The sequence below is a fragment of the Ureibacillus sp. FSL K6-0165 genome (assembly GCF_038004285.1).
Classification (GTDB): domain Bacteria; phylum Bacillota; class Bacilli; order Bacillales_A; family Planococcaceae; genus Ureibacillus; species Ureibacillus thermosphaericus.
On the sequence record NZ_JBBOQS010000001.1, the window covers coordinates 2,174,098 to 2,190,373 of the forward strand.

Sequence of the window (16,276 nt, forward strand, 5' to 3'; positions counted from 1 at the left end):
TTATTAGATTGCATTTCGTTTCTGTTCTTGAAATTGTAAACATGCATTTATCCAGTTATCTACAAGTTTTGAATTGGAGGCGAAATGGAAATGAACATATCCTGCAATTAAAGAATGGAGAATGCAGCCAACTCGTTTTGCTCCAAATCGACTTTTCAATTCATAAGCTGGTGGATATAGTGAATTTGGCTGGAAAATTGAATAGTGGAATTCATGACCTTTCGCAACCTCTCCTTCTTTCATTAGGAAATTGTCATTCATGCCAAAAATTTCACGATATCCAAGGGCTGCAAGTGTGGACTGCATGGCTACTTTACCATCAATTACCCCAACCATTGGATAACTCATACCTTCTGTCGTCTCAATGGATTTTGTTAAATACATAAATCCACCGCATTCAGCAACAGTTGGAACACCTTTTTCAATCATTACTTTGATGGATTGTTTCGACACTTCATTACTCGCTAACTTTTCAGCAAATTCTTCCGGGAAGCCTCCACCAATATATAAACCATCAACATCTTCCGGTACTGGATCATTTGCTAACGGTGAGAAGAAAAGAAGTTCTGCCCCTCGAGCTCGGAGCAATTGTAAATTTTCTTCATAATAAAAATTAAAAGCAGCATCTTTTGCTACTGCAATTTTCACATTCCCCTTTAAATTTTCTTCAAAAATAGAATGATTCACTTTTTCTAAGCTGTTTGTTTCAGAAATCGTTAGTAGTTTATTAAGATCAATCGTTTTTTCAACTTCTGTTGCCAGCATTTCAAAATAAGAATCTAAATCTCCCCGTTCAATAGCAGGAATTAACCCGAGATGCCTGCTTGGCAAGTGGAGTTCATTGTTTTTCTTCATATAACCAATCACAGGAATATGACATTCTTGTTCAATGGCAGCTTTTACAATGTTAAAATGGCTCTCACTTCCTACACGATTGGCTATTACGCCAACAATACGTGATGGTACATGGATTGTTTGAAAGCCTTTTACAATCGCAGCAGCACTTCTTGCCATACTTGCACAATCCACTACGAGAAGAACTGGACTCTCAGTAATGTCCGCAATATCAGCAGCAGAACCAGTATTTTCTAATGGATTTTTTCCATCAAAATACCCCATTACACCTTCAATAATTGTTATATCTGCATCACGACTATTGCGTTCCACAATATCGCGAATGACATCGTGGCTGAACATCCAACTATCAATATTTCGAGAAACTCGTTTTGTAACGGCAGTGTGATAGGTTGGATCAATATAATCTGGACCACATTTAAATCCTTGAACGACAAGATTTCGTTTTTTCAATGCCGCCATGATTCCGATTGTTAAAGTGGTTTTTCCAACCCCGCTCGATGTACCTGCAATCATTAATCTTTTTGCCACGGAAAATCCTCCTTATGCTCGAGTACCCCAACAGAAATTGTTACATTCCCACTTTTCTTTTTGACTAGAACTAGTGAATTTGATTGTAAATAACGTTTTGCTGCTGCTTCACTTACGGAATATGCTCCAGTATATTTATAAACCGTTTCTGATGGTTCTTCGATATGCATTTCATTCAATTCTTTAGCTGTGTACGTACAAAATTCCACATTTCTTTCGTTTACAACTTGCAATAAACCCTCTTCATCTTTCTTTAGATCAATCGTACAAATGGCTTTTACACTTTTTGATGAAAATCCTAACTCAAGCAACGTCTCTTCAATGACGAAATGAATTTCCTCCGCACTTGTTCCACGATTACAACCGATTCCTATTACAATTATTTTAGGCCTAAATATAATGCCGTATTGTAAAATTGGTGTCTCTTCTGGTGTGAGTAACCGATGAGTAACAATTAGAGCACCGCTTGGTTTTGCATTGATTGCTTCCAAAATGGATTGATAAATTTTTATATTTTCTGGTAATGGGCGATCATATATCCACCATGAACGCTCTCCACTTTCCTGTACAACAGCAACATGTTCTTCGTTCACAACAGCTGCACTAACCTTCGTTAAATGTTCTTCTGAATCCCAAACCCAACCGAACCGAGAGCCAAATAAATCAACAGCGATAGTTTGCTGAACATCTGATGCCGTCGTAATCACAGGGTTTGCATGAAGCAATGCCGCGATTTCTCGCGTTAATTCATTCGCTCCACCTAGATGACCGGAAAGCACACTGATTACATTTTTACAACAATCATCTATAACAACAACGGCTGGATCAATTTTTTTATCTTTTATAAGAGGTGCTATCATGCGTACAACTGCACCGAGAGAAATAAATAAAATCAGACCTTTATATTTGTTAAAAATCGCTGATAACAGAATTCGAACATTGCCATCATATAGTTGGATGCTTAAGCTATCTTCATCAGCTTTACAAAACTTTTGCGGATAATAAAGGTCACAATTAGGAAAAAGTCCTTGTAATTTCCGAGCAATTTCTACACTATGTTTTGTTATAGCAACAACTGCATAATCATTTTTTTGATGAATGTTTGGAATTTCCTCTTCCACAAGTTGAATCACTTTGAAACTCCTTTCCGATAGCCATGAGTAAACTCGGCATCATAAAGCTTTGAGCGATACGTATCCTTTTCATAAAGGTTAGAGTCAAGTGCCCATCCTGCTAAAATCATGGCATGACTCCGAATGCCATTTTCTTTCATCGCTTGATCGAGATTCGCGAGTGTTGTACGAACGATTTTTTCATCTGGCCATGTAGCTTTTTGAATTACCGCAACGGGCGTGTCATCTTGCCACCCCGCTTCTTTTAATTCCTTCACTATTTTTTTCGTTAATGTTGCACTTAGGAAAAGAGCGATTGTACAATGATGGCTTGCTAAATCTTTTAATTTTTCTTTTTCCGGTACAGGTGTACGACCTTCAGCGCGGGTTAAAATAAGAGTTTGTGTTAATTCTGGAATCGTTAATTCTGCTTGTATTGCCGCTGCAGAAGCAAAAACAGAGCTTACACCAGGAATGATTTCTACCCCAATGCCTTCTTTTTTCAATAATGTTATTTGTTCAGCAATGGCACCGTACATCGATGGATCTCCAGTATGAATGCGGGCAACTAATTTATCACGTTTTACTCGATCGACTATGATTGAAACAATCTCTTCCAAATGCATTCCACTTGTTTTAATAATTTCTGCTTCTTTCTTTGCTTTGGCAATTAATTCTTCATTAACAAGGGAGTCTGTATAAAGAATACAATCTGCTTCTTGCAACATTTGTAATCCTTTTACAGTTATTAAATCGGGATCGCCTGGACCTGCTCCAATTATCCAAATTTTCTTCATTTGCGCACCACCATTAATGATAGATAATTTAAATCGGCACCTTCTAATTCGTTGATATTCCATAAGATTTCCTCGTCAGATGTAACTTTTGTAACTACATGTGCCTTGTTTTCTAATCCTAATTCTCGAAGCATTTCTAGCAACACATCAATAACCTTTGCAACTTTTAGAAATACTACAGCATCATGATTTTCAATTGCTTTTCTCATCTTTTCAACATCATCATTTGCGGGAATGATAGCCACTTGTTCATCACCATCCGCTAGTGGAATGGTTAATCGGGATACTGCACCGTTAACGGAGGAAATACCAGGTATGGAATGAATCTCTACATCAGGATATTTTTCCTTCATTACTTTCATTAGATGAATAAAAGTGCTATATAATAACGGGTCTCCTTCAGTAACAAATGCCACGTCTTTCCCTTGAGCAATTTTTTCATAAATTATATCAACGGCTTTATTCCATTCCCTCTCTAATACTTCCTCATTTTTCGTCATTGGAAATACAAGTCCTAACATTTCCTTTTCTTCAGGACGTATATAAACTTCTATAATCTTATACGCATAACTTTTTGAACCTCGCATTTTTTTCGGATAGGCTATTACAGGACATTCTTGAAGTTTCCGAAAAGCTTTAACGGTAAGTAATTCCGGATCTCCAGGTCCTACACCTATGCCATATAAAGCACCTTTACACATCCTCATCTTCCTTTCGTTTTGCACTTACAATAAACACAGGGTTTAATGGAGCGAATCGAGTCAACGATAATATTTGTTTACTTCTCGCAATTTGTACTTGGGTAACTTCTGTATGAAATCCTAACTTATAAAATATTTTGATAGATTCATATAAGTTTTCGATTGTTGCAGCATTTAGAACAATGCGGCCATTCTTGTTTAATCTTTCACAACATACGGTTAATAGTTCCTCCATGTTTCCACCCGTACCACCGATAAAAATAGCATCGGGATTCGGAAACTTATCAAGGCCTTCTGGTGCTTTTCCGTGTACAACAGTGAAATCAACCCGAAATTTTTGTTGATTAAGAAGACAGTTTTTGATATCTTCTTCATTTTTTTCAATGGCAAAAATTTTACCTTCTTTTGCAATCTTCCCTGCTTCAATTGCAACGGAACCGGTGCATGTGCCGATATCCCAAACAATACTTTTTTCATGTAAATTCAATGCACTAATGGATAAAACACGAACTTCTTTTTTCGTGATTAAACCTTTCTCCGGTTTTCGTTGATAAAACTCTTCATCATCTATGCCAAGAGACCAATTTTTTGTTTGCTGAATTTTTACTAAAATTACAACATTTAAAGGGGAGAAGCTTGCTCGCTTCATTTCTTCAAGCGTCATTTTTCTGCAACGTTCTTTTTCTCCTTGCAAGTTTTCAGCAATATATGCTTCATATTCGGTCATTCCAAACTCTATTAAGTATGATGCTAGATTATTTGGCGAATTATTTTCATCCGTTAATATAATCACTTTGTCTTTTCCATCGATTTTTTGCGCTAGTCCTTTAATCGGCCTTCCATGAATACTGACAAAATAAGCATCATGCCAACTAATTCCGAACTTTGCGGCTGCAAGTTGAATTGAACTTACATAAGGATAAATTTCAACTGGAAGTTTTTTCGAAATGAGGCCTCCTATTCCATAGAACAATGGATCGCCAGAGGCTAAAATCACAATGTTTTGATTCCTATTTTCTAGCTTTTCTATAACGCTCATTACTTTAGTTTTCAATAATATTTTTTCTCCATTAAAGTTTGGAAAAAATGATAATACTCTTTCTCCACCAACGAGAACTTCTGCACTTTCAATCCATTCGATGAGTTGTGGATGCAAACCTTGTGCACCGTTATCACCAATTCCAATCAATTTAATGGGCATCAATTATTTCCGCCTTTCCTAATAATTCACCTTTCATTGAATAAATCGCAGTTGAAACAATCAATCCGCCACCAACATGTTTTAAGATTTCTTTACAGCAAAGTTCCGATAATTTGTCAAAAAATTTCATACATCCTTGTTCTTTCATGATTTCCCCTACTTCATTTGCTGTATTTGCTTGAAGAATTTGTCTAACACTTTCATTGGTAGCGCCACTTTCTCTAGCAATGGATGCAAGAAATTCAAAATTGACTTGAGAACCTTTTGAATGAAGCATCATGGAACCTTGGGCAAGTTTTGAAAATTTCCCCATCATCCCGACTAAAGATACTTTCGGAATGCCTAATTGTTTGCACTGTTTCATTGAAAAACCAACAAAATCTCCCATTTCAATAAAAGCAACTTCAGGAAGCTCACCATACATGCTCATGGCAAATTTTTCACTTCTTCCACCAGTTGTAAAGACAAGATGTTCACTACCCGCTGCTTTTGCTACAGATATTGCTTGTACAATACTTGCCATATAAGCGGCGTTGGAAAAAGGAACGACCGTTCCCCTTGTTCCCAAAATTGAAATACCTCCAATGATGCCAAGACGACTATTTAATGTTTTTTTAGCAATTTCTTCACCCTCGGGGACAGTGATGATAATATTTACTCCGGTTTCAATTCCATATTGCTGTAAGACTTTTTCAACTTCTGTTTGAATCATTTTACGTGGAACGGGATTAATGGCAGCTAGTCCCACTTCAATTGGTAATCCAGGTTTTGTTACTCGGCCTACTCCCTTGCCGCCATCAATAAAAATTTCCTTGTCTTTTCTCCAAGAAACAGTTGCTTCAATAATTGCTCCATGAGTTGCATCAGGATCATCTCCACCATCTTTTATTACGGAACATTTTACTTCAATATCTCTTATTTCACATTTTTCGATTGAAAATTCAACATCTTTTCCCACAGGCAGATGAATCATTACTTTTTTTTGTTCTAGCTTTGTGATTAATGCGATTAATGCCGCTTTAGCACATGCTGTTGCACAAGCACCCGTTGTATAACCTTCCCTAAGTTCAGAAGGATCTTTTCTTTTCTGTTTTTGCATATACCTCACACCTGATCAGCTAAAATCGAAATAGCATTTAATGCGGCAACGGTTACCGTGCTACCTCCTTTACGACCAACATTTGTGATATAAGGTACTCCCTTTAGTTTTAAAAGTTCCTCTTTCGACTCAGCTGCGGAAACAAATCCGACAGGCATCCCAATAATTAAGTCGGGTTTTGCGATGCCTTCATTGATAAGGCGAATTAACTCTAATAATGCTGTAGGAGCATTACCAATCGCATAAATTCCTCCTACATGTTCACGGATAGCTTTCCTCATGGACATAATTGCCCGTGTAACTCCTTCTTTTTTTGCTTCTTGTGCCACATCTTCGTCACCGATATAGCAATGCAAATCTCCGCCATATTTTTGAAATCGTTTCCTTCCTGAGCCGCTGACAATCATTTGAACATCGGCAATCACATGTTTTCCTTCTCGAATTGCTTTGATGCCTGCTTCAACTGCACCAGGAGAAAATACAACACTCCTTCCTAATTCAAAATCTGCTGAAGCATGAATAATTCGACGCACGACTTGCCATTCCAATTCAGAAAAATGATGTTCACCCATCTCTTCTTCAATAATGGCAAAACTATAATCATAAATTTTATTCGGTTCTACCGTAATCGGTTTAAAATTCATAGCACACCCTCGTTTCTTTGTATTTTTAAGAATTCTACAACTTCCTCCATTTTGTGAAACTCATTGCCAAATTGTATATTTGGTCTTGTAATCACAATCGTCTCAATCCCTAATTCTTTTGCAGCTTCTACTTTTTCATCAACAGCACCAACTTTTCCACTTTCCTTTGTTATCATGAGTGTCACTCCGAAATGCTTAAATAAGGCAGTATTTAACTCTTTTGTAAAAGGTCCTTGCATTGCTACAATATTTTTTTGAGGGAAGCCAAGTTGTTCGCATTTTTGCATATTATCGATTCGGGGAAGCATTCTGCAAATTACGCGAACATCATTTAGTGGCAATAATTTTTTCGCAAAGATTTCTAATGTTTTACTGCCGGTTGTTAACATGACAACTCCTTTTTTCTTTGCTGCGAGTTCCGCTGCTTCTTCGTAAGTTGAAACATAAATAATAGAGTCTTGTTCTAGCTTTGATTGTTCTCTTTCGTATCGTATATATGGGATTTTTAATTGTTCCGCTACGGATTTCGCTGTTTTATGCGCCTCCTCTGCAAAGGGATGACTTGCATCAACAATTGCAGTCACCCCATTTTTCTTTGAAAATTCAAACATTTTTTCTTCATTTAAGCGACCAACTCTTACATTGATTCCTTCATCAGTAAGTCTTTTTGCAGCAGATTCTGTTACTACAGTGGCTATTAGGGGGAAGCCTTCCTTTTTTAACAAAATTGCTAACTCTCGTGCATCGCTTGTACCTGCTAAAAACAGAATCATGGTTTCACTTCCGTTTTTTCATCATGATGATGATGTTCATGGTCATGATGGTGGTGATGATGTTCATGGTCATGATGATGATGAGAAATGAGTCCCAATTGCTTTAACCTTTGAATATTCTCCAAGTCCTTAACACCTTTTGAGTGTCCATTTAGTGCTTGATCCATTCGCTCAATGATCACTGATTTTAAAAGTGGATGATTTCCAAAATAATGTGCAATCTCTATTTTTACGTTCGGGTATTGTTCATTGAAACGCTCACAATATTTTTTCATTCGTTCGATTAAAATGCCTGTGAATAGAAAATATGGAAGCATAATTATTTTTTTCGCACCGAGTTTGATACAACGTTCAATACCCTCATCAACTAATGGTTCTGTCACTCCCATAAAAGCACTTTCTACTATTGGAACATCTAGTTTTTCCCATAAAAGTCTTGTAATCTTATAAAAATCACCATTTGCGTATTCATCGCTTCCACCACGAGCAATTAATAAAATCGCTGTGTCTTCATGTTTTGCCTGTGTATCAAAACCGATTTCTTGCAAACGCTCTAGTAAAATTTGAAGTATTTCTTCGTGAATTCCAACAACTTCACCATACGTAAATTTCACATGGGGATATTTATTTTGTGCTTCTACAATTTCAGCAGGAATATGAATTTTTGAATGTCCTGCATGTAGTAAAATAATCGGAATTACATATATTTCTGTTGCACCTTTTTCAACACAATAATCAATTCCTTGAGAAATGGTAGGTTCAGCAAATTCTAAAAAACAAGTCTCAACTAATAAATTAGCATCTATTAAAGGGGATAATTGCTCCACAAATTCCCTTACTTCATTATTTCCTGCTTCTAACTTACTTCCATGTCCTACAAACAAAATGGCTTTTGTCATTATTTTCTTCCTCCTAATCTACACAAGGGATCGGTTGTAAATTCAATTTTGGTTCATTATCTTGATATTCGTAGCCTGCTAGCACTTTTTTCCGTTTAAAATATTTAAATAGTCTTTCATTTGGATGAGCATGTTCTTTATATTCCTCAATAATTTTTTCGATTAAATCAACTAATTGATCCGCTTCTAGTCCTTCTTCAATTAATTGTCCAGGATGGGCCGTACGCCCAACTGGTTTTGCCCCTAAAAACACATCAAACTTACCTTTTCGGTAAACGATTCCGATATCTTCCATAACTGCGTTGTAACAAGCCATTCCGCATCCATTAATACCGATCTTTAATTCTTTCGGCATGGCTTTTCCTCCAAATCGTCTTTGAAGTTCTTCCGCGTATGGAATGGGTTCGGTTTTTTCACCATCACAAAAATCACAAGCTTTTACCGTAACGACATTTCCAACCGGCATCACTAGCAATCCAACGTTTGATATTTGCTCTACTATTTTTTTAGGATTATTGGTTGGAATACTTATGAGTAACTGATGATCCCTTGAATAGTCCATCCTTCCTTCATTTCCCACAATTTCTGCTAACAGCTGAAATTGCTCCGGAGTAAATCGTTTGTTTGCCACTCCAGGGCTTACCGCAAATTCAAAAATAGACATATTGCTTGGCTGTTCTACAACGAAATGTCGCTTTTGATCTAGCATGGCAATTGCTTCACATGCAAGTTGAAATGGCGTTTTTTGTTTAAATAGTTCACTTTCTTTCGAATCTAGATTTTCTAAAGACCAAGGTTCAGCTTCCTTTTTTAATCGTTCATGAGGTTTCAATGGTTGAATCTCGCTATCAAGCGTATATTTTCGTTTGTATCCTCTCGGTGTAATCATTAAGTCATCATACACAAAAGTGGAAGAATTTCCGATAATCACCGTTGTGAGCATACCAATCTCGTAATCTAGCATTTTTTCTAGCGTAGTAATTACAATATTTTGTCTCTCACGATAAGCACTCTTTACGAGTCCAACAGGCGTATTCGGTGACCGGTATTTTAATAAAATTCTCCTAGCCTCTACAATTTGTTTTGTTCTCCTACCGCTTTTAGGATTATATAAAGCAATTACAAAATCTGCTGCTGCCGCTGCTTCCAGTCTTTTTTCAATAATAGACCATGGCGTTAAATGGTCGCTTAAACTAATTGTGCATGAATCATGCATTATTGGAGCTCCAAGAAGGGAACCGCAAGAATGAACTGCAGAAATGCCAGGAATAACTTCAATTTCAACCCCAGTTTCTTTATTCCACCCTTGTTCAATGAGCACTTCATAAATTAAACCAGCCATACCGTATACACCTGAATCACCACTTGAAATGACCGACACATGGTGCCCCGCTTCAGCAAGTTTTATTGCCGCTTGTGCTCGTGATACTTCCTCTGTCATCCCTGTACTAATAATTTGTTGTTTGGAATCTAATAAATCTTTAATTAACTCGACGTAAGTTTTATAGCCAATGATTGTATCACTAGCTTTGATTGCTTCAACTGCACGATAGGTAATGTGATTAGCATCACCTGGACCAAATCCGACAATGTAAAGCTTTCCCTTCAAACTCATCACCCCTTTTAATTCTTTGCCTTCATGAAACAATCATGAAGTACATCGATTACTTTTTCTTTTGAACGTACATCATCTAGTTTTGAAATGAGTCCTTGCATTTTCATCATTTGCGCAATTTCGAATATTATGGATGTTTCTAAATTTGCTTTTTTCACAATGTCCTTGTTTTCTTCAAACAAACGATAAAAAGCACCGTGATATAACATTTCTCCATGATGCATCACAACGACTTCGTCAGCCCATTCATAAGCAAAGTCAATATCATGAGTAGAAAGAATGAGTGTTCTCCCGTCACAATGAAGTTCGTTTAACAATTTTCGTATTTTCCTTGTGTAATAAATATCTAAAGATGCAGTCGGCTCATCTAATATGATGACTTCAGGATCCATAGCAAGAACTCCAGCGATGGAAACTCGCTTTTTTTGCCCAACACTTAAAAAGTGAATCGGTTTATCTAATAATGATTCAACATCTGTTTGATTAATTGCTTTCTCTATCAACGACTTTCGTTCCTGTTCTGCTAGATGTAAATTAAATGGCCCATAGGCAATATCATCCCAAACAGTTCCATTAAACAACTGGGTTTCTGGATTTTGAAAAACAATTCCAACCTTTCGTCTAACATTTAACAATTCTTTTTTTGAATAGGATAATGGTTGTCCTTTAAAATAAATTGTTCCGGAGGTTGGTTTTAATAAACCATTTAAATGCAATATTAAAGTAGATTTCCCTGCTCCATTACTACCTAACAAAGCAATTTTTTTTCCTTGATCAATTTGTAAATTTATTTTTTGTAAAGCTTCTGTTCCATCTTCATAGGTATAAGAAACTTCTTTCAATTCAAACAAAGGAGTATTCATTTTAACCAACTCTCCCAACGGTGAAATAAAAGACGATAATGAACAAATTCACTAACAACGTAAATATCCAACTACTTGTTGAAAAATGAAGTTCTCTTGAAATGACTGCTGAATAGCCATCTACACTTCTTGCATTTATCGCATTATTTAAGTCTTTCATTTCTTGAAATACCTTAATAAACAAAGCACTGATTATAAGCCCAATTGATTTGATAGAATTTAATAAAGAACTGTGACCTAACCTTGCTATTTGTGCAAGATAGATTGTCCTGCTGGAATCAAGAAATATAAATATAAATCGATACATTAATGCAATTAAATCCAATAAAGTAGTTGGTACTTTACAACACCTTAATCCATATAGAAAATCTTGAATCGTCGTAGATAAAATTAAAAAATACAAACAACTAATACTCGATAAAGCAACAACAAATAGCATCAATGCCTTTTCAACACTCGTTATCGAAATTGAAATCGTGACGGGACCAATAATAGATTGAAAAATGGCACCTTCTATAGGGTTAGTTGAAAAATTGAGTAAAATGACTAGTATACTTGAAATTAGAAATACCACTGGAATAAGCAATAACTTCAAATATAGGCGAATCGGAACTTTTCCGATTATTAAAGTAATAACTGTCATGATGCAAAATATGAATATGGATGTAAGAACATGTTGAAATACGATATTCAATATTAATGGAATAAGAGCAAATCCCATTTTTTCGATTGGGTGTTTATTTCTTAAAGGTGATTGATAAGCGAAATATTCTAACATTCTCATTTCTGTATCTCTGCATTCCCGCCCCTATTCCGGCCTCGCATATATCCTATAAAGTAACCAATGAACCCTGCACCGATTGCTCCTTGTAGTACGAATAATAAACTTTCTATTTCACCACTAGGAGGCTCCCAAATACTTGAAAACCATGGTTCATAGGATTGGTTCAGTTCTGTAATTAATCCTTCCGCTTCTCCATCTGCACCACCATATTCTGCATCTCCGTTAAAAATCAGCGGGACAATCATTAAAAAAATGATCAAAATTAATAAAAGCATATTCTTTTTTAACATCTTACTTCACCTCCTGGGGTTTCTTTAGTACTTGAAGTAACTTTAATTCTCTTTCGTTGTATTTCAATAAGAAATTCATCACCATTACTGAAATCAATCCTTCAATAATTGCTAATGGTACCTGTGTAACAGCGAATACGCCAGCAAACTTTACAAATGAAGCGAAAATTCCACCAACTTCAGATGGAAAGGCTAGTGCAAGTTGAATAGATGTAATGACATATGTACCTAAATCTGCCAATGTTGCTGCTGAGAAAACTGCTAGAGTAAAGGGCAAACCGATCCTATTGAAGCCTTTAAATACTCCATAGGCGATAAAAGGTCCAGCAATCGCCATCGAAAACGCATTGGCGCCAAGCGTTGTTAAACCTCCATGGGCTAATAATAATGATTGGAATAATAACACGATGGTACCTAAAACACTCATTACAAATGGTCCAAATAATACGGTTCCTAATCCAACACCCGTAGGATGAGAACAACTTCCCGTAACCGAAGGAATTTTTAATGCGGATAATACAAAAGTGAATGCACCCGCTAAACCTAGTAATAACTTCGTCTCAGCATTTCTCTTTACTAAACTACTCATTTTCTTTAATCCAATGATTAAAAAAGGGAATGTAAGGAGCCACCAAAATATAGCCCACTTGATTGGTAAAAAACCTTCCATGATATGCATAGCAAAAGCTGTATTAGGAATGATTAATAATACTGCTAGAAAGTAAAGTATTTTGATTGAGACTTTCATAAAATTCCTCCTAAAATGAAAATTTGAAAATAAAAAAACACTGCCAAACTAGCAGTGTCCCACAATAAGACATAATAATCCAATCATGCCTATTCGTGTACCTATCCTCGTAGGACACTACCATCCACTCCATACGGCAGGTCTCCTGGCTTAGAGTCATCGCTACAAAATCGCCTTCCCGTTTGCACAGTGGCATTTGATTTTGAGCTCCTCTTCACAGTGGCGGGACCGCACTAGATTCTCACTAGTTTCCCTTTTAAGCTAATTTTCATTAGCACCGTATAGATTATTCAGTTGTTGAAATTTAGTTGAATTGTAGCATATTGTTTGAAAAATTTCTATATCTTTCTATAAATAAGACAAAATAATTACTAAATTCATATAATATTCATTACCTTTTGATATGAAATATTGTTAGAACCAATTTGAATTTTTGGAAAAATCGAAGTACAAACTGGGATTAGCTTGTGCTTCTAATGGTACGTAATTGGAAACTTTCACAATTATAGCGGAATATTTCCGTGTTTTTTCTTAGGTCTTGATTCTTCTTTATTTTCAAGCATTTCTAATCCTTGAATTAACTTAATGCGAGTTTCTCTTGGATCGATTACATCATCAACCATTCCAAGTGAAGCAGCAACATATGGATTAGCAAATTTTTCTTTATATTCCTCAATTTTTGCTTGGCGTGTAGCTTCCGGATCTTCTGAATTTGCAATTTCGTTCGCAAAGATGATGTTAGCAGCACCAGCAGCACCCATTACGGCTATCTCTGCATTTGGCCAAGCGAATACTAAATCTGCACCAATGGCTTTTGAATTTAGCGCAACGTATGCTCCACCATATGCTTTTCGTAAAATGACTGTAATTTTTGGAACGGTTGCTTCAGAATAAGCATATAAGATTTTAGCACCGTGACGAATGATACCGCCATGTTCCTGTTTAACGCCAGGGAAGAATCCTGATACGTCTTCAAATGTAATGATTGGAATATTGAATGCATCACAAGTGCGAATGAAACGGGCAGCTTTATCGGATGAGTCAATATCAAGACCACCTGCTAAGGCCTTTGGTTGGTTACAAACTAATCCAACAGATTGTCCAGCAATACGAGCAAATCCTACAACAATGTTTTTCGCAAATTCAGAATGCACTTCCATGAAGGAACCTTCATCCACCACTTGTTCAATTACTTTACGAACATCGTAAGGACGTGTAGGTTCAATTGGAACAACGTCAATTAATTCAGGACGCCAATCGTCTCCTTCAGGGCGTGGTAATTTTGGTGCTTTTTCTTTATTACTTTGTGGTAAATAGCTTAATAATCTCTTAATTTGTTCAATCGCTTCTTCTTCAGAAGGGGCGCGGAAATGAGCGTTACCGCTAATTGTGTTATGCACTTTTGAACCGCCTAAATCTTCTGATGAAATTTTTTCTCCTGTAACCGCTTCAATTACTTTCGGACCAGTAATGAACATTTGGGATGTTTTATCCACCATTAAAATAAAGTCTGTAATTGCTGGAGAATATACAGCACCGCCAGCACATGGACCCATAATCACAGAAATTTGTGGAATAACCCCAGAATAAATCGAGTTGCGATAGAAGATGTGGCCATAACCGTCTAATGATAATACTCCTTCTTGAATACGGGCACCTCCAGAGTCATTGATGCCGATGAATGGCGCTCCATTTTTTGCAGCCAAATCCATCACTGCAGCAATTTTTTTCGCGTGCATTTCTCCTAATGCACCGCCGAATACTGTGAAATCTTGAGCAAATAAATAAACAGGACGGCCATTCACTTTACCGTATCCAGTTACAACACCGTCACCAGGGCCATTTTGTTCACCCATGCCGAAATCTGTTACTCTATGTTTTATAAATGGATTTATTTCAACGAAAGTGCCTTCATCCAGTAATAGATCAATACGTTCACGAGCTGTTAGCTTACCTTTTTCATGTTGCTTTTCAATGCGCTTGTCCCCACCGCCTAAATAAATCTCTCTTTTTCGGTCATACATTTCATCGATTTTATCTAACATATCCATGATTTCTTAACCCCTTTATCACTTTTTTTCATATAGTTCATATAAAACTCCAAAACTATCTTTTGGATGAATAAAGCATGCTTCAGCTCCCCCAGCTGCAGGTATAGGCTCTTCAGACAGAAGGCGAACTCCCTTTTCTTTTAATTCAGCCATTTTTTCTCGAATATTATCTACGCTAAAACAAATATGTTGAATTCCTTCTCCACGTTTTTGTATATGGTTATAAATCGCCCCTTCTTCACTTAAGGGTTGTAATAATTCAATATGTACATTCCCAGCATCGATAAATGCTACTCGTACATTTTGCGATGGAACCTCTTCAATTCTTTCTAATTTCAAACCTAAAACTTCAGTATAATATTTTACTGAATCGTCTAGGTTTTTTACTGCGATTCCAATATGATCGACTTTTTCCATCATGCCACCCCTTCTGTTATAGTACATAATCTATTGTAGCGAAATTACGAAATTTCCGCTACGTACTTGAGAAATTTTTCAGATTTGATAAACTAATCCTATGAAAAAAAGGAGAGAGCGAGAATATGAGCAACAAAAAATTTCAAAAAATTATAGTCTACGCGATGATTGCAATCATGTTACTTTCAACATTAGCATTCGGTTTATCATTCTTCTAACATTCTTTGCAGCGGTTACAAGATATGTAATCGCTTTTTTATTTTGAAAAAATGTATATCAACCAATAACACTGTACCACAACAGAAACAATTAAAAAAATTTGTTATAGAAATAAAATTAAATGATTTCTGAAAATATAGTAAGCAATTTCTCTATTCATGAAATGAATAAGTTAGAATCCGCAATACTTGATTGATACGAGTATGCGGATTCTATTTTTGGTTTAATTATACTTCATCGCAATATTCTTCAAAATTGGCTTGTAAATTTGTAATAACTGACATTACATCGTGTCCTTCTATTTCATGACGTCCTATATCAGCGACAACTTTTCCGTCCTTCAGTAAAACAAAAGCTGGTGATGAAGGAATATGTTCGTCTCCAAAATGCGCACGAGCAGCAGCCGTTGCTTCTTTATCTTGTCCAGCAAAAACCGTTACTAGATGATCTGGACGTTTATCATAATGAATTGCACTTGCCGCTGCAGGTCGCGCAATACCTCCTGCACAGCCGCATACAGAATTAATCATGACAAGAGTAGTTCCAGGACGTGCAAAGGCCTTTTCTACATCTTCTGTAGTTCTTAATTGCTCATATCCAGCATTCTCCATTTCAGCTCGTGCAGTGGTAATAATTTCTTGCATAAATAAATCGTAATCCATACTCATACATTTCAA

18 protein-coding genes and 1 riboswitch are annotated in these 16,276 nt (G+C 36.4%); of the genes, 1 reads left to right on the plus strand and 17 read right to left on the minus strand.

Annotated elements, in window-relative coordinates; translation table 11 throughout:
• Positions 1–3: 3 nt before the first annotated feature.
• The 16 genes from NST00_RS10815 to mce form a co-directional block, all read right to left on the minus strand.
• Positions 4–1,371 (minus strand): cobyrinate a,c-diamide synthase, encoded by a 1,368-nt coding sequence (locus tag NST00_RS10815; RefSeq protein WP_340710175.1) that lies wholly within the window; start codon positions 1,369–1,371, stop codon positions 4–6.
• Complete coding sequence (locus NST00_RS10820) at positions 1,371–2,519, minus strand: cobalt-precorrin 5A hydrolase (protein ID WP_340709955.1); 1,149 nt, start codon at positions 2,517–2,519, stop codon at positions 1,371–1,373. The genes NST00_RS10815 and NST00_RS10820 overlap by 1 nt, the downstream gene beginning before the upstream one ends.
• Entirely contained in the window at positions 2,516–3,295 is a 780-nt protein-coding gene (cobM, locus tag NST00_RS10825; protein WP_096551011.1) for a precorrin-4 C(11)-methyltransferase, read from the minus strand. Before cobM ends, NST00_RS10820 begins: the two co-directional genes overlap by 4 nt.
• Positions 3,292–3,996 (minus strand): precorrin-2 C(20)-methyltransferase, encoded by a 705-nt coding sequence (gene cobI, locus NST00_RS10830; protein ID WP_096551009.1) that lies wholly within the window; start codon positions 3,994–3,996, stop codon positions 3,292–3,294. Before cobI ends, cobM begins: the two co-directional genes overlap by 4 nt.
• Positions 3,989–5,197 carry a precorrin-6y C5,15-methyltransferase (decarboxylating) subunit CbiE gene (cbiE, locus tag NST00_RS10835; protein ID WP_168412197.1) on the minus strand — a complete coding sequence of 403 codons (1,209 nt, stop codon included), beginning with the start codon at positions 5,195–5,197 and terminating at the stop codon, positions 3,989–3,991. The genes cobI and cbiE overlap by 8 nt, the downstream gene beginning before the upstream one ends.
• Complete coding sequence (locus tag NST00_RS10840; protein WP_340709956.1) at positions 5,187–6,296, minus strand: cobalt-precorrin-5B (C(1))-methyltransferase; 1,110 nt, start codon at positions 6,294–6,296, stop codon at positions 5,187–5,189. The genes cbiE and NST00_RS10840 overlap by 11 nt, the downstream gene beginning before the upstream one ends.
• Before the next feature lie 5 nt (positions 6,297–6,301).
• Complete coding sequence (locus NST00_RS10845) at positions 6,302–6,940, minus strand: precorrin-8X methylmutase (RefSeq protein WP_340432784.1); 639 nt, start codon at positions 6,938–6,940, stop codon at positions 6,302–6,304.
• Positions 6,937–7,713 carry a precorrin-6A reductase gene (gene cobK / locus NST00_RS10850; protein WP_340709957.1) on the minus strand — a complete coding sequence of 259 codons (777 nt, stop codon included), beginning with the start codon at positions 7,711–7,713 and terminating at the stop codon, positions 6,937–6,939. The genes NST00_RS10845 and cobK overlap by 4 nt, the downstream gene beginning before the upstream one ends.
• On the minus strand, positions 7,710–8,612 hold the full coding sequence (locus NST00_RS10855) for a sirohydrochlorin chelatase (RefSeq protein ID WP_016837780.1): 903 nt from the start codon (positions 8,610–8,612) through the stop codon (positions 7,710–7,712). Before NST00_RS10855 ends, cobK begins: the two co-directional genes overlap by 4 nt.
• Positions 8,613–8,625: 13 nt before the next feature.
• Positions 8,626–10,227, minus strand: a complete 1,602-nt coding sequence (gene cobJ, locus NST00_RS10860; protein WP_026019029.1) for a precorrin-3B C(17)-methyltransferase — start codon at positions 10,225–10,227, stop codon at positions 8,626–8,628.
• An 8-nt stretch (positions 10,228–10,235) separates the two neighbouring features.
• The gene (locus NST00_RS10865) at positions 10,236–11,090 is read right to left on the minus strand and encodes an energy-coupling factor ABC transporter ATP-binding protein (RefSeq protein WP_168412201.1); all 855 of its coding nucleotides are present in this window, start codon (positions 11,088–11,090) and stop codon (positions 10,236–10,238) included.
• A gap of 1 nt (position 11,091) precedes the next feature.
• A complete protein-coding gene (cbiQ, locus tag NST00_RS10870; RefSeq protein ID WP_340709958.1) occupies positions 11,092–11,874 on the minus strand; it encodes a cobalt ECF transporter T component CbiQ in 783 nt (260 codons plus the stop codon).
• Positions 11,871–12,164, minus strand: a complete 294-nt coding sequence (locus tag NST00_RS10875) for an energy-coupling factor ABC transporter substrate-binding protein (RefSeq protein ID WP_340709959.1) — start codon at positions 12,162–12,164, stop codon at positions 11,871–11,873. Before NST00_RS10875 ends, cbiQ begins: the two co-directional genes overlap by 4 nt.
• 1 nt (position 12,165) lies before the next feature.
• Complete coding sequence (locus NST00_RS10880; RefSeq protein WP_340432768.1) at positions 12,166–12,912, minus strand: energy-coupling factor ABC transporter permease; 747 nt, start codon at positions 12,910–12,912, stop codon at positions 12,166–12,168.
• Between the two features lie 118 nt (positions 12,913–13,030).
• Positions 13,031–13,209, minus strand: a riboswitch (cobalamin riboswitch).
• Positions 13,210–13,415: 206 nt separating this feature from the next.
• Entirely contained in the window at positions 13,416–14,963 is a 1,548-nt protein-coding gene (locus tag NST00_RS10885; RefSeq protein ID WP_016837774.1) for an acyl-CoA carboxylase subunit beta, read from the minus strand.
• An 18-nt stretch (positions 14,964–14,981) separates the two neighbouring features.
• A complete protein-coding gene (gene mce, locus NST00_RS10890; protein ID WP_016837773.1) occupies positions 14,982–15,380 on the minus strand; it encodes a methylmalonyl-CoA epimerase in 399 nt (132 codons plus the stop codon).
• Positions 15,381–15,505: 125 nt separating this feature from the next.
• Between mce and prli42 the strand changes: the two genes are divergently transcribed.
• Complete coding sequence (gene prli42, locus NST00_RS10895) at positions 15,506–15,598, plus strand: stressosome-associated protein Prli42 (protein ID WP_016837772.1); 93 nt, start codon at positions 15,506–15,508, stop codon at positions 15,596–15,598.
• Positions 15,599–15,826: 228 nt separating this feature from the next.
• Here prli42 and NST00_RS10900 read toward each other — a convergent pair whose 3' ends face one another.
• The gene (locus NST00_RS10900; protein WP_340709960.1) at positions 15,827–16,267 is read right to left on the minus strand and encodes a BrxA/BrxB family bacilliredoxin; all 441 of its coding nucleotides are present in this window, start codon (positions 16,265–16,267) and stop codon (positions 15,827–15,829) included.
• Between the last annotated feature and the right edge of the window lie 9 nt (positions 16,268–16,276).

Coding starts and splice junctions, on each gene's coding strand:
- NST00_RS10865 (WP_168412201.1), bottom strand. CDS start 11,090: ATGAATACTCCTTTGTTTGAATTGAAAGAAGTTTCTTATACCTATGAA.
- NST00_RS10840 (WP_340709956.1), bottom strand. CDS start 6,296: ATGCAAAAACAGAAAAGAAAAGATCCTTCTGAACTTAGGGAAGGTTAT.
- NST00_RS10880 (WP_340432768.1), bottom strand. CDS start 12,912: ATGAAAGTCTCAATCAAAATACTTTACTTTCTAGCAGTATTATTAATC.
- cobK (WP_340709957.1), bottom strand. CDS start 7,713: ATGATTCTGTTTTTAGCAGGTACAAGCGATGCACGAGAGTTAGCAATT.
- NST00_RS10885 (WP_016837774.1), bottom strand. CDS start 14,963: ATGGATATGTTAGATAAAATCGATGAAATGTATGACCGAAAAAGAGAG.
- cbiE (WP_168412197.1), bottom strand. CDS start 5,197: ATGCCCATTAAATTGATTGGAATTGGTGATAACGGTGCACAAGGTTTG.
- NST00_RS10845 (WP_340432784.1), bottom strand. CDS start 6,940: ATGAATTTTAAACCGATTACGGTAGAACCGAATAAAATTTATGATTAT.
- NST00_RS10815 (WP_340710175.1), bottom strand. CDS start 1,371: ATGATTGCAGGTACATCGAGCGGGGTTGGAAAAACCACTTTAACAATC.
- cobJ (WP_026019029.1), bottom strand. CDS start 10,227: ATGAGTTTGAAGGGAAAGCTTTACATTGTCGGATTTGGTCCAGGTGAT.
- cobM (WP_096551011.1), bottom strand. CDS start 3,295: ATGAAGAAAATTTGGATAATTGGAGCAGGTCCAGGCGATCCCGATTTA.
- cobI (WP_096551009.1), bottom strand. CDS start 3,996: ATGTGTAAAGGTGCTTTATATGGCATAGGTGTAGGACCTGGAGATCCG.
- cbiQ (WP_340709958.1), bottom strand. CDS start 11,874: ATGAGAATGTTAGAATATTTCGCTTATCAATCACCTTTAAGAAATAAA.
- NST00_RS10900 (WP_340709960.1), bottom strand. CDS start 16,267: ATGAGTATGGATTACGATTTATTTATGCAAGAAATTATTACCACTGCA.
- NST00_RS10855 (WP_016837780.1), bottom strand. CDS start 8,612: ATGACAAAAGCCATTTTGTTTGTAGGACATGGAAGTAAGTTAGAAGCA.
- prli42 (WP_016837772.1), top strand. CDS start 15,506: ATGAGCAACAAAAAATTTCAAAAAATTATAGTCTACGCGATGATTGCA.
- NST00_RS10875 (WP_340709959.1), bottom strand. CDS start 12,164: ATGTTAAAAAAGAATATGCTTTTATTAATTTTGATCATTTTTTTAATG.
- mce (WP_016837773.1), bottom strand. CDS start 15,380: ATGGAAAAAGTCGATCATATTGGAATCGCAGTAAAAAACCTAGACGAT.